The sequence below is a fragment of the Flavobacterium sp. KH_001 genome (assembly GCF_057840745.1).
In genome coordinates this window covers 2682557-2695779 of sequence record NZ_CM174520.1, presented here as the reverse complement: position 1 = coordinate 2695779, position 13223 = coordinate 2682557, and the positions used below count along the sequence as shown (strand labels likewise).

Annotated in this window: 14 protein-coding genes; 10 read left to right on the top strand and 4 right to left on the bottom strand. The window is 33.8% G+C overall.

Going from position 1 to position 13223, the window contains the following annotated elements; translation table 11 throughout:
- Positions 1-61 precede the first annotated feature (61 nt).
- The 4 genes from AC3ITQ_RS11650 to AC3ITQ_RS11635 all read left to right on the top strand — a co-directional run bounded on the left by AC3ITQ_RS11650 (position 62) and on the right by AC3ITQ_RS11635 (position 4365).
- Positions 62-1072: a DUF6515 family protein gene (locus AC3ITQ_RS11650; protein WP_489234422.1), complete on the top strand. Its 1011-nt coding sequence runs from the start codon at positions 62-64 to the stop codon at positions 1070-1072.
- A 93-nt stretch (positions 1073-1165) separates the two neighbouring features.
- Positions 1166-2296, top strand: a complete 1131-nt coding sequence (locus tag AC3ITQ_RS11645; RefSeq protein WP_489234421.1) for a formylglycine-generating enzyme family protein — start codon at positions 1166-1168, stop codon at positions 2294-2296.
- Positions 2297-2498: 202 nt separating this feature from the next.
- Entirely contained in the window at positions 2499-3776 is a 1278-nt protein-coding gene (pepT, locus tag AC3ITQ_RS11640) for a peptidase T (protein ID WP_489234420.1), read from the top strand.
- 1 nt (position 3777) lies between these two features.
- A complete protein-coding gene (locus tag AC3ITQ_RS11635; RefSeq protein ID WP_489234419.1) occupies positions 3778-4365 on the top strand; it encodes a YdeI/OmpD-associated family protein in 588 nt (195 codons plus the stop codon).
- Between the two features lie 167 nt (positions 4366-4532).
- Here the strand turns inward: AC3ITQ_RS11635 and yajC are convergent, their stop codons facing one another.
- From yajC to AC3ITQ_RS11620, 3 genes are all read right to left on the bottom strand, one after another.
- Positions 4533-4805 (bottom strand): preprotein translocase subunit YajC, encoded by a 273-nt coding sequence (gene yajC, locus AC3ITQ_RS11630; RefSeq protein WP_026981843.1) that lies wholly within the window; start codon positions 4803-4805, stop codon positions 4533-4535.
- Between the two features lie 80 nt (positions 4806-4885).
- Positions 4886-5797 carry a transcription antitermination factor NusB gene (nusB, locus tag AC3ITQ_RS11625; protein WP_026981842.1) on the bottom strand — a complete coding sequence of 304 codons (912 nt, stop codon included), beginning with the start codon at positions 5795-5797 and terminating at the stop codon, positions 4886-4888.
- 251 nt (positions 5798-6048) lie between these two features.
- Complete coding sequence (locus tag AC3ITQ_RS11620) at positions 6049-7155, bottom strand: Glu/Leu/Phe/Val family dehydrogenase (protein ID WP_072975802.1); 1107 nt, start codon at positions 7153-7155, stop codon at positions 6049-6051.
- A 204-nt stretch (positions 7156-7359) separates the two neighbouring features.
- Between AC3ITQ_RS11620 and AC3ITQ_RS11615 the strand changes: the two genes are divergently transcribed.
- The 5 genes from AC3ITQ_RS11615 (at position 7360) to AC3ITQ_RS11595 (ending at position 11783) form a co-directional block, all read left to right on the top strand.
- The gene (locus AC3ITQ_RS11615; protein ID WP_489234418.1) at positions 7360-9138 is read left to right on the top strand and encodes an ABC transporter ATP-binding protein; all 1779 of its coding nucleotides are present in this window, start codon (positions 7360-7362) and stop codon (positions 9136-9138) included.
- 68 nt (positions 9139-9206) lie between these two features.
- The gene (locus AC3ITQ_RS11610) at positions 9207-9575 is read left to right on the top strand and encodes a PUR family DNA/RNA-binding protein (RefSeq protein ID WP_026981839.1); all 369 of its coding nucleotides are present in this window, start codon (positions 9207-9209) and stop codon (positions 9573-9575) included.
- 146 nt (positions 9576-9721) lie between these two features.
- Complete coding sequence (locus AC3ITQ_RS11605) at positions 9722-10552, top strand: alpha/beta hydrolase (RefSeq protein ID WP_489234417.1); 831 nt, start codon at positions 9722-9724, stop codon at positions 10550-10552.
- An 18-nt stretch (positions 10553-10570) separates the two neighbouring features.
- Positions 10571-11131 carry an RBBP9/YdeN family alpha/beta hydrolase gene (locus AC3ITQ_RS11600; protein WP_489234416.1) on the top strand — a complete coding sequence of 187 codons (561 nt, stop codon included), beginning with the start codon at positions 10571-10573 and terminating at the stop codon, positions 11129-11131.
- Entirely contained in the window at positions 11124-11783 is a 660-nt protein-coding gene (locus AC3ITQ_RS11595; protein WP_489234415.1) for a YIP1 family protein, read from the top strand. The genes AC3ITQ_RS11600 and AC3ITQ_RS11595 overlap by 8 nt, the downstream gene beginning before the upstream one ends.
- On the opposite strand, the gene AC3ITQ_RS11590 is transcribed toward AC3ITQ_RS11595, so the two are convergent.
- Positions 11780-12115, bottom strand: coding sequence for a tRNA-binding protein (locus AC3ITQ_RS11590; protein ID WP_489234414.1), 336 nt, complete (start codon positions 12113-12115; stop codon positions 11780-11782). The genes AC3ITQ_RS11595 and AC3ITQ_RS11590 overlap by 4 nt on opposite strands.
- A gap of 136 nt (positions 12116-12251) precedes the next feature.
- Between AC3ITQ_RS11590 and AC3ITQ_RS11585 the strand changes: the two genes are divergently transcribed.
- Entirely contained in the window at positions 12252-13145 is an 894-nt protein-coding gene (locus AC3ITQ_RS11585) for an alpha/beta fold hydrolase (RefSeq protein WP_489234413.1), read from the top strand.
- The last annotated feature ends 78 nt before the right edge of the window (positions 13146-13223 follow it).

Below are 13223 nucleotides of genomic sequence, written 5' to 3'. Positions count from 1 at the left end.
TTTAATTCCCTAAATTATTCTTGTTTTTTTTAATAATTTTAATATTCCTAAAACACTGAAAATGAAAAGTATAAAAAAGACTCTTAGAAAGACAGCACTTATGTGCTTCATGGGATCATTTTTTTTGATTTCAATTGATAGTATAGCGCAGCATCGTGGTGGCGGAGGAGGCGCGCATCGTGGTGGTGGCGTTCAGGCAAGACCAGCCAGACCGGCAACTCAAACAAGACCAACAGTAAACAGACCTGAATCTCACAATTCTGGAATCAACAGGCCGAGTGCAACAACCAGACCCGGATCTGGCGGATCTGGAATTAGCAGACCTGCTAATAACAACAATAAAGTTACCAGACCATCAACGTCAAACTCAAAAATTGCTGGTAACAAAACAACAAACAACAGAAACTCGAACAACAATAACAGAGTTGGTAATAAAAACACCAACATCAGCGGCAACACGGTTAATAGAAACAGAAATAACGTAAATATTAATGTTAACAACAGTGTGCATGTTCGAAACAATCGTAATACTGTTGTAATAGCCGGACCAAGACCTTACGTACGCCCTCCTTACAGATATGGAGGTTATAGATACAATTGCTACCACCCATATTATCCCCGTCCTTATCACCCTTATTATTGGGGACCAGTTTGGCATCCATGGGGATTCTTTGTGGCGACTTTAGCAGTTACAGCAATTGTGGTAAGTGTCGAAAATACAAAATATCATTATGATCAAGGGGTTTGGTACACCTCGACAAGCGGTGGCTACACAGCGGTACCTGCACCGGTGGGAGGAACTGTAAATAACATTCCAAGTGGCGCTGAAACGGTTAATACAGGAACTGTAAACAATTATTATTACGGCGGAACATATTATGAAAAAGATGGAAGCTCTTACAAAGTGGTTGCTCCAACCGCAGGAACTTTAGTAGATAATTTACCAGAAGGCGGCGAAGAAGTTACTATTGGAGATGCTAAATACGTAAAATTTGGAGAAACCTACTACCAACCTGTCCAGGTAGATGGTAAAAATAAATACGAAGTGGTTAATGTTGAGAAAGACAGTTAAAATCATACTAACCTTACCAAACAAATAGAGTTTGGTAAGGTTATTTTTTTAACTTTACTTTTTATTATTGACAACCAGATTAAAACTATTATAATGAAAAATAAAACCTACTGGATTTTTGCTATACTAACTATCTCCATTATTTCAATTGCTTATGGCTATACCAAGCTAATTGTTCCAAAACAAAAATTGGCTGCGATGGATTGTGCCGAAACTCCAAATGCGGATTCTGCTTCTTTATTTAAACCGACAATAGAGAATAAAAACAAACCATCAGGTAAAACACCTAAAGGAATGGTTTGGATTCCGGGTGGTGAATTTTCTATGGGAAGCAATGTGGAAGACGAAAGTTTATGCAGCATAAAAGGTGTTACTAAAGATGCTGCACCAATACACAGAGTTTATGTTGATGGGTTTTATATGGATCAGACAGAAGTTACCAATGACCAATTTGAAGCTTTCGTTAAAGCAACGGGTTATGTAACATTGGCCGAAAAAGCACCAACACATGAAGAATATCCTGATGCTCCATTAGAAAATCTAGTTGCAGGATCGGCAGTCTTCACTCCTACTCCGGCAAAAGTAGATCTGAACAATTATATGCAATGGTGGACTTATGAAAAAGGTGCTGACTGGAGACATCCGGAAGGAGCTGGAAGCTCTATCAAAGGAAGAGGTAATTATCCTGTTGTTCAGGTTTCTTATGATGATGCAGCTGCTTATGCAAAATGGGCTGGAAAAAGATTACCAACTGAAGCTGAATGGGAATTTGCCGCTCGTGGCGGAAAAACCGGAGAACTTTATGCCTGGGGAAATAACTTAAAACCGAAAGGAAAATTTCAGGCCAATATTTATCAGGGACATTTCCCTATTGAAAAAGGTGATACAGGAGAAGATGGTTATATCGGAATTGCTCCCACAAAGCAATTCGAACCAAATGGTTATGGTTTATACGATGTGGGAGGAAATGTATGGGAATGGACAAATGACTGGTACACGGCCGATTATTACTCTGTTATATGTGATAATGGACAAGTTGCAAAAAACCCACAAGGACCTGAAACATCTTATGATCCGGGAGAACCTAATCTTCCTAAAAAAGTACAACGTGGAGGATCTTTTTTATGTACAGATCAATATTGTACACGATATATGGTGGGAACGAGAGGAAAAGGAGACTATAAATCACCTGCAAATCATATTGGTTTTAGATGTGTTCAATAATTTTTTGGCCACTAATTGCACTAATTTTTACTAATTATTTAAATATAAAAATCCAATTTTAGAAAAATTAATTTTCTGAAATTGGATTTTTATATTCGAATAGTACATAATTTAATTCGTGAAAATTCGTGAAATTCGTGGCAAACTCTTTTATCTTTTAAACCCCTGAATAATTACTTATATTTGCTAAAAAAACAAACAAATGCAGCATATCATAGATCGATTTATCAGTTATGTAACGATTGATACTGAATCGGACCCAAATTCGCAAACTACACCTAGTACAGAAAAACAATGGAATCTTGCCAATAAATTAGTCGAAGAACTAAAAACAATTGGTCTTGAAGACGTCACTATAGATGATAAAGCTTATATCATGGCTACTTTGCCAAGTAATGTAGATCACGAAGTACCAACCATTGGCTTTGTTTCGCATTTTGATACTTCTCCAGATTTTAGGGGAGCGAATGTAAAACCTCAAATTATTGAGAATTACGACGGGAAAGACATCATCTTAAACGCAGAGAAAAATATTATTCTTTCTCCAAACTATTTCAAAGATTTATTACAATATAAAGGTCAAACCATCATTACGACTGATGGAACAACCTTGTTGGGTGCCGATGATAAAGCAGGAATTACAGAGATTGTTTCCGCAATGGAATATCTTGTTCAGCATCCTGAAATTAAACACGGGAAAATCAGAATTGGATTTACCCCTGATGAAGAAATTGGTCGTGGCGCACATCATTTTGATGTGGATAAATTTGGTGCAAAATGGGCTTATACCATGGACGGAAGTCAGATTGGTGAATTAGAATATGAAAATTTCAATGCAGCCGGAGCTAAAATTACTTTCAAAGGAAAAAGCGTTCATCCGGGTTATGCCAAAGGAAAAATGATCAATTCAATGTTGATTGCTAACGATTTCATCAACGAACTTCCGAAAGGAGAAACGCCTCAGGAAACGAAAGGTTACGAAGGATTTTTTCACGTACATCATTTAACAGGAAGCATTGAAGAAACCGTTTTGGAATTGATTATCCGTGATCACAACAAAATCAAATTTGAAAAGAGAAAAGATTTAATTGGGAAAATTGCCAGGAAAATCAATAAAAAATACGCGAAGCAATTTGGAGAAGACATTGTAACTGCCGTTGTAAAAGACCAATATTACAATATGAAGGAAAAAGTACTTCCGGTAAAACATATTGTTGATATTGCTGAAAAAGCAATGAGAGAATTGGATATAAAACCAATCATCAAACCTATTCGTGGCGGAACGGACGGATCTCAATTGTCTTTCATGGGATTACCTTGCCCGAATATCTTTGCTGGCGGTCATAACTTCCACGGAAAATACGAATATGTTCCTGCAGAAAGTATTCAGAAAGCAACAGATGTAATTGTAAAAATTGCAGAATTAACCGCAATTCCTGGTATTTTTGAAGTAGCCGAAAAACCTAAAAGAAAAAGATAAAGTGGAACCGAATTCTGAGAAAAAACATTTTTGGGACAAAGTCAATCAATGGGAAGAAGAACTTCTTTTCCTGAAATCAATTATTGACAAAACTGAACTGGAAGAAACCATAAAATGGGGCGGACCAATTTACGTTTACAATAAAAAGAATGTTATCGGAATTGGAGGTTTTAAAAATTACTTTGCGATTTGGTTCCTCAATGGAGTATTTCTAAAAGATGAAAAAAAGAGGCTAATAAATGCCCAGGAAGACAAAACAAAATCCATGCGTCAATGGCGTTTTACTTCAAAAGAAGAAGTAAATGAAAAAGAAGTTCTACAATATATTTTAGAAGCTATCGAGAACGAAAAGCAAGGAAAAATCATTAAACCTTCAAAGAAAGAAGTAATCGTTTCTGAATTGATGCAAAAGGAAATGAATCAAAATCCGGCTTTAGCAAAAGCTTTTCAAAAATTTAGTCCGTATAAACAATGTGAGTTTTTAGAATATATTGAAACTGCCAAACAAGAGAAAACTAAATTAACGAGAATCGAGAAAGTGATTCCGATGATATTAGGAAATGTTGGATTGAATGACAAATACAGGTAGCATTTAAATTCCAACTAAAAAAATCCAAATTCCAACCTTTCATTAACCTTTGTCAAAGTTAAAATTTTGACAAAGGTTTTTTTCTTTACGTAAGTATTGGGCAAAAAAAAATCCCAAACTCCATAATTGGAATTTGGGATTTTAATTTTATTGGAATTTAAAAAGCGTTAAGCTTTTTTCAAAGCAGCGCTCATTTCCATAGAAATAGCTGAACGCTCAATTTTTAATTTTCCAGACATAGTTTCGATAATGGCACTTGTTTCAGCAAGCTCAACAATTTTACCATGAAAACCACTTTTAGTAATTATTTTGTCACCTACTTTTAGGCCGCTTTCAAATTCTTTTTCGTTTTTTGCTCTTTTTTGTTGTGGTCTAATCATGAAGAAATACAACACTACAAACATTAGTAAATAAGGAGCAAATTTCATTAAATCTTGCATAGTATTCAGGTTTTATTTTTGTTATTAATATTAATTTTTTCGTTGGAATTTTGAATTTAAAAATTGGAATTTCTTCCCAATTACATCAATCCTCTACCTACTTTTACCATCTTCTTATTAGCAGTTAACTCTTTTACAAGGTTATCTAAAATCCCGTTGATAAAAATACTACTTTTTGGAGTAGAATATTCTTTGGCAATTTCTAAATATTCGTTCAGCGTTACTTTTACCGGAATTGATGGGAATTTCAAAAATTCGCAAATTGCCATTTTTAAGATAATCGTATCAATTTCAGCAATTCTTTCGCTATCCCAGTTTGGTGTTTTATCATCGTATTCTTTTGCTAAAATCGATTCGTTTAAAACGGTTCTTCTGAATAAATCTTTAGCAAAATCTTTATCTTCAACATCCTTGTACAATTTTGGCACTCTAAAATCGTCCGGATCTTCTGTTTTGATTGCTTTTAATTGTTTTACGATATGTGTATTTACAACCGGAATATCATCAACCCATGTCAATTTATCATCTTCTAAATACTCATATAATTTTTCATTCGGAACAATAACATCAGCAAACAAATCAATTATAAATTGTCTGTCTTCTTCAAAAGTATTTGTTGAGTTTGACATGTATTTTGCATACACTTCACTTGCTTTGATATCATTTAAAAGCAACAAAATATAATCATCATTCAACGACCAGTTATTGATTTTACGATTTTCTAAAGCGATGCTAAGGGAATTGCTTTCAGCAAGTAGTTGAAAAATTTTGTTTTTGATGAATTTTTCATTCGGGTTACGTTCTGCAGCAGTTGCAAGATGTTTTTTGCTTGAAAGATGTAAAAAAACAGATTCTTTTTTGCAAATTTCAATCAATGAAGAAAGCATTATAAGATATAAGTCCTGAATATTATCAATGCTATAGAAAAGAAATTTCTCTTCTTTTTCCATATTATCAGAACCGCTTTGATGCATTGCATAAATGGATTGCATTACTTTAACGCGTATGTGTCTTCTATTTACCACCTTGTAAGAACATTTAAAAATTAGTCTGCAAAAATAAGAATTTCACAGCTTATAATAAAATTAATTCGTGAAAAAGTCGTTATTTTTAGTATTCAGTGGTCAGTTTTTAAGTGATCAGTATGAGCATACATAAAAAAATCTCAGTTTACAATTTGACTTGTAGACTGAGATTTTAAAATTTAAGACTGAACACTTAAAAAGTGAACACTGAATACTAATTATTTAGAAGCGTTTTCAATTTTTCTCAAATCGATACGATTTTGAGCAATTGTAAGCGCTGCTTTATGTGTTGTAATTCCGTTTTTCACAGCATAATCGATAATTTCTAAAGTAGTGTTATAGATATTTTCGGTTTTAGTCATGATCTCCGCTTTACCGTAGTTTGCTAATTCAGCATAAACATTGATGATACCACCAGCATTGATTAAGAAATCCGGAGCATATAAAATGCCTCTTTCCTGTAATCTTGCACCGTGAACATTCTCATCAGCTAACTGATTGTTGGCTGCACCAGCAATAACTTTCGCTTTAATTTTGTTTACTGTATTATCATTGATAGTGGCTCCCATTGCACATGGCGCGTAGATATCGACATCAGCACTATACAAATCCTCGCCAGTATAAATGGTAGCATTGTATTTTTGCGCTACTTCGTATAATTTTTCTTCGTTGATATCAGCGATAGTAACTACTGCTCCTTCTTTAGTCAAATATTCTACCAAAGCTTCACCAACGTGACCTATTCCCTGAACCAAAACTTTTTTACCGTCTAAAACATCAGAACCAAACTGGCTTTTTGCAGCCGCTTTCATTCCTAAATAAACACCGTAAGCTGTTACAGGAGAAGGATTTCCAGAACCACCTCTTTCTTCAGAGATTCCAGTAACATAAGGTGTTACGTCTCTAACCGTATCCATGTCTTTAGTTTCCATTCCAACATCTTCAGCAGTGATATATCTTCCGCTTAAAGAGTGAACAAATTCACCAAACTTACGCATCAATTCTGGTGTTTTTTGCGTTTTAGCATCACCAATAATTACTGCTTTACCACCACCAATATTAAGACCGGTGATAGCAGATTTATATGTCATCCCTCTTGAAAGACGCAAAACATCATTCAGAGCTTCCCATTCAGTATTGTAATTCCACATTCTGGTACCTCCCAAAGCTGGCCCCATAACTGAGTTATGAATACCAATAATTGCTTTTAAACCTGTATCTTTGTCATTGCAAAATACAATTTGTTCGTGATCATCAAAAGATAATTGACCAAAAACAGGATCCATTTTTTGAAGTTCCTTTCCAGTTGCGAAAGTTGCATCCATAGCGCTAGTTGTTTATTAGTTAAAATTATGAATTTGTCAAAAAGACATCTCAAACATAATTAAAAAATACACATGTGCTAATTTTTTATCTTTAAAATAACAATTTTACAATAGATTTGCTTTGAATAAATGATATCTTTAATTACTTTTTATTGAATATAATTTACAATTCCAAAACATTTCAACATTGAATCTCTTAAAAAAATGAAAGAATTAAGCTATTTAAACAAATATTTCATCAAATATAAATACAGTTTTTCGCTAGGAATTTTAATCACAATAATCGCACAAATTTTTTCCCTGTTTACTCCAAAGCTTATTAGCAAGTCTTTAAACGCTATTGAAAAATTTGATAAATTGCCTGAAACCCAACAAGCATCTCAGGTAATAATCGATTCTTATCGTCAGGATTTAATTCATAACGTATTGCTAATCATAGCCACTACGATTGTGGCAGGTTTTCTAACCTTCTTAATGCGCCAGACTTTAATCGTAATGTCGCGTCATATTGAATTTGATTTGAAAAATGAAGTTTTCAGGCAATATGAAAATCTTTCTCAGAATTTCTACAAACAAAACCGCACCGGAGATTTAATGAACCGAATCAGCGAAGATGTTTCAAAGGTTCGCATGTATGTTGGTCCGGCTGTAATGTACACCATCAACACCTTTATTCGTTTTGCCATCGTTATTATATATATGTATAATGTTTCGCCATTATTGACACTTTATACTATTTTGCCTTTACCGATCCTTTCGTATTGTATTTTTAAACTGAGTTCAGAAATCAATAAACGAAGCACGACTTTCCAACAGTATCTATCTAAAGTTTCTAGTTTTTCTCAGGAGATCTTCTCCGGAATTCGAGTTATAAAAGCTTATTCATTAGAAAATCAACACCAAAATAATATGGTGGCCCTTGCCGATGAAAGCAAAAAGAAAAGTTTGGATTTAGCCAAAGTACAATCACTATTTGGTCCTTTGATGATTGCCCTGATTGGAATCAGTAATTTGGTTGTAATTTATTTTGGAGGTGTGATGTACATTAACGGAACAATCCCAAATATTGGTACGATTGCTGAATTCATTTTATATGTAAATATGCTTACCTGGCCTGTAGCTTCTCTTGGATGGGTTTCGTCAATGGTGCAGGAGGCAGAAGCTTCTCAGAAACGTTTGAACGAATTTTTGAAAATTGAACCAGAAATTAAAAACAATAACGAAAATTCATCCGATATTCAAGGTTCAATTGCTTTTGAGAATGTAAGTTATACTTATGACGACACCAATATTGAGGCTTTGAAAAATGTAACTTTTACAGTAAAAAAAGGAGAAACATTAGCCATTTTAGGGAAAACCGGTTCTGGAAAATCAACGATTTTATCTTTGATCTCTCGTTTGTATGATGTTACCGAAGGAAGAATCACAATTGATCAAAATGAAATCAGTACTTTGAACTTAAATGATCTTCGAAACAACATCGGAATTGTACCTCAGGATGCTTTTTTATTTTCAGATACCATTAAAAATAATATCAAATTTGGCAATCAGAATGCTACCGATGAAGAAGTGATGGATGCCGCAAAAAGTGCTGTGGTTCACGATAATATTATTGCGTTTAATAAACAATATGACACTGTTTTAGGAGAAAGAGGAATCACACTTTCGGGCGGGCAAAAGCAGCGTGTATCTATTGCGAGAGCGATTATTAAGAATCCGGCTATTTTACTTTTTGACGATTGTCTGTCCGCAGTCGATACTGAAACCGAAGAAACAATTTTGAATAATCTATTCGAAATTTGCAAAGATAAAACCACAATTATTGTCAGCCACAGAGTTTCTTCAGCTAAAAATGCGGACAAAATTATCATTTTAGAAGATGGTAAAATTATTCAACAAGGTTCTCATAATCAATTAATAAATCAGGAAGGTTATTACGCATCTTTATATTTAAAACAACTTTCGGAAAAAGAATTACTTTAATTGTTGTGTAATAGATAATTTTTTATGATTTTTGAGTACTATTAATTCCAAAAATGATAGAACGTATTATGAGAGAAAATGACATGTTAGAAAAAGAAGAGATCTTTTCTAAAGTATTACGAGCAGGGAGAAGAACTTATTTCTTTGATGTAAGAGCTACTAAAGCTGACGATTATTATATCACAATTACTGAAAGTAAAAAATTTACTGAAGAAGATGGTTCTTTTCATTTTAAAAAACACAAAATTTACTTGTACAAAGAAGATTTTGGAGCTTTTGCCGAAATACTAGAAGAAATGACTTCATACGTCTTGAACCACAAAGGCGAGGAAGTAATCTCTGAAAGACACCAAAAAGATTTTAAAAAAGAATACGGTTCTGATAAACCTGAAGGACAAAGATCTAGCTTTACTGATATTGATTTTGATGATATTTAGTCCCCAATAAACTTTTTAAAAAGTACGAGTCCAATTTGTCCTGCATTTTGGACTTTTTTTTTATTTTAGATTTTAGATTTTAGATTTTTCACTCAAAACTATTAACTTCTAACTCCTAAACTATAAACCCATAACTTCCACGAAAAATGAAAAAGATATTCCTTTTACTTAGTATTCTTTTTATTGGAATTTCGTCTTTTGCCCAAAAAGCAGAATATGAAACTAAAACCAACATTCAATATTACAACGCAGCAACCAATAAATCTGACTCTTACATAAACGAAAGATGTGTTTTAGATATTTACTATCCACAAAACACTAAAAATTTCGCAACAATAGTTTGGTTTCATGGCGGTGGATTGACAGGTGGAAGCAAAGAAATTCCGGAAGCTTTAAAAAATAAAGGTTTTGCCATTATTGGAGTAAACTATAGATTATCCCCAAAAGTTAAAGCTGTAAAATGTATTGAAGATGCGGCCGCAGCAATAGCCTGGGCTTTTAATAATATTGCAGGTTATGGTGGTGACACTTCTCAAATTTTTGTTTCCGGACATTCTGCAGGTGCCTATTTGGCTTTGATGAATGGCTTAGATAAGAAATGGCTTCAAAAAGAAGGAATTGATGCCAATAAAATTGCAGGATTAATTCCGCTTAGTTCGCAATGTATTACGCATTTCGAAATTAGAAGAGAAAATGGCATTCCGGAAAAACAACCTACTATTGATGCTTTTGCACCTTTATTTCATGTTCGTTCCGATGCTCCTCCGATTTTACTAATAACAGGAGATCGTGAACTAGAGATGTTAGGTCGTTATGAAGAAAACGCCTATATGGAACGCATGATGAAACTTGTTGGCCATAAGGAAACCAAACTTTATGAATTAGACGGTTATGGTCACGGAATGACAGAACCTGGTTTTCCGTTGCTTGTAAACGAAGTAAACCGCATTGTTAAAGAGAAACAAACCAAAAAATAATTAATTAAATCCACGGCAATGGAAACAAACTTATTAATACTTCCCGGACTGGGAAATTCCGGTGACAAACACTGGCAGACCTTTTGGCATAAAAAATTCGAAAACTCAATTCGCTTAGTTCAGGACAATTGGGATGAACCTATTCGCGAAGAATGGCTGGCAAGATTAAATGAGGAAATCGCTAAACTCAATCAACCCACTATCCTTGTAGCACATAGTTTGGCTGTTTCATTGGTTTTACATTGGGCAGAAGCCAACAATAATAAAAATATTGTAGGTGCTTTGCTAGTAGCACCTGCTGACGTTGATTCACCTCAACATACACCTGAATGTACGCGTAATTTTTCTCCAATTCCAACTTCAAAATTACCTTTTCCTTCCATTGTTGTTGCAAGCGAAAATGATCCTTACGCTTCTTTTGAAAGAAAACAATTTTTGGCTGAAAAATGGGGAAGTGATTTTGTAAACGTTGGTCAAAAAGGGCATATTAACTCTGATTCTGATTTAAAATATTGGGAAGAAGGACAATTGATATTACAAAAGTTAATTAAAAATATTATAGCAGATAAAAATGATTGAGAACACTAATTATCAACAAGAAACTATAGTTACACCAAAAAACATTTTAACAAAAATATGGGTTTCCCCTAAAGAAACACTTACATTTATAAATAGCTATAAATACAACAAAAATGTAATTTTATTTCTAACTCTTTCGGGAATAGTCAAATCATTTGATAAAGCTATATCCAAAAACGTTGGTGATAATTTATCGATTTGGACAATCGTTTTTTTTGCCATAATAAGTGGTATATTCTTTGGCTGGATAATTAATTACGTATACGCTTTTTCAATTAGCTGGACAGGACGATGGTTTAATGGAGCCGGTGACACTCAATCTATCTTGAGAATGATTGCTTATTCAAGTTTACCTATAATTGTTTCGTTATTTTTTCTTTGTCTTCGAATTTTGATTTACGGAAATGCAATTTTTCAATCAAACTTTTCTGATCTCTATAATGGATTATTTGATACCTTTATTTATTGGACTTTTTACTTTATTGACTTAATTTTAATCCTTTGGACAGTTGCACTTCTTGTTATTGGGACTTCCGTTGTGCAAAAAATATCAACAGTTAAAGCAATTTTAAACTTAATACTTCCTGCTTTCTTACTAGTATTTACTGCATTAATTATCTTTATTGTTTTCGATCTACTATTTAAAGCTTAACCTATTCTAAGTCCATTTTCAATCTTAAAATCCGGAGCCAATAAAATTACGTCTCCCTCCTTGCCTATTGCACCCAAAACCAGGCATTCGCTCATAAATTTTCCTATTTGTTTCTTAGGAAAATTAACTACTGCTATAATTTGTCGGTTTACTAAATCTTCTTTCTTATAGTGCACTGTGATTTGTGCCGATGATTTTCGGATACCAATCTCATTACCAAAATCAATTGTTAGCTGATAAGCCGGTTTTCTTGCTTCTGGAAAATCATTTACATCAATTATGGTTCCTACTCGCATTTCAGTTCTTTCAAATTCACTCCAGGTTAAATCCATTTTTACTTTTTAGATAGTTGATTTACAAACCTATTAATTTTGTAATTATTATCCCTAATTCTGTAACCCTTTTTTTTAGCTCCATTTCTAAATTTACAACACAACAGTTTACGCTAACAAACAAAGAAATATAGAAATGGAAAATACGATCCTCAACAGCGACCACTCTTTAAAAGATTTTGATTTTGATATTCACGAACAAAATACTGATAAATACATAAGAACGGCCAAAAATGTACAGCTTTATGTGAAAGATTACGGAAAAGGAAAACCTGTAATTTTAATTCACGGCTGGCCACTCTCTAATGAAATGTGGGAATATCAAATTGAGTTCCTGGTTCAAAATAATTACAGAGTTATTGCATACGACCGCCGTGGTTTCGGTAAGTCATCACAACCTTGGGATGGTTATGACTACGACACCTTAGCTGATGATTTGAGTGAAATTATTGAGCAACTCCAATTAGAAAATGCAACACTTGTAGGATTTTCTATGGGAGGTGGAGAGGTAGTTCGTTATTTCAGCCGTCATGGTGGAAAAGGCATCGCAAAAGCCGCTTTAATTTCATCCATAATTCCATTTTTAGCAAAAACGGATGATAATCCGGAAGGTCGTCCAAAAGAAAAGGGAGAAGCTACGGCAGCATCTATTAGAGAGGACAGAATAGGCTTTCTTGAAAATTTTGGTAAAATATTTTTTGGCGTTACTATAATCAACAAACCTTTGAGTACACCATTACTTGAATATTTTACGAAGCTGTGCTCGGCTGCTTCGCCAAGAGCAACGCTAAAATGTGCTGAATCTTTAAACAGTACAGATTTTAGAGATGAGCTTCATACTATAAAGGTTCCTACCCTGATTATTCATGGAGATGAAGACAAAAATGTTCCTATTGAAATAAGTTCGAAAAAGACTGCAGAAGCTATACCAAACAACACTTTTATTGTGTATGAAGGTGCTCCACACGGTTTGTTCTACACAGCAAAAGATCGTTTAAATGAAGATTTATTAAATTTTCTAAACTCATAAAAAACTTAATTTATATCCAAAGAGGTTTACTTTCCAAAAAAAACTTCTTTGGATATATTTTTCCCCTTGTGGTCTTTC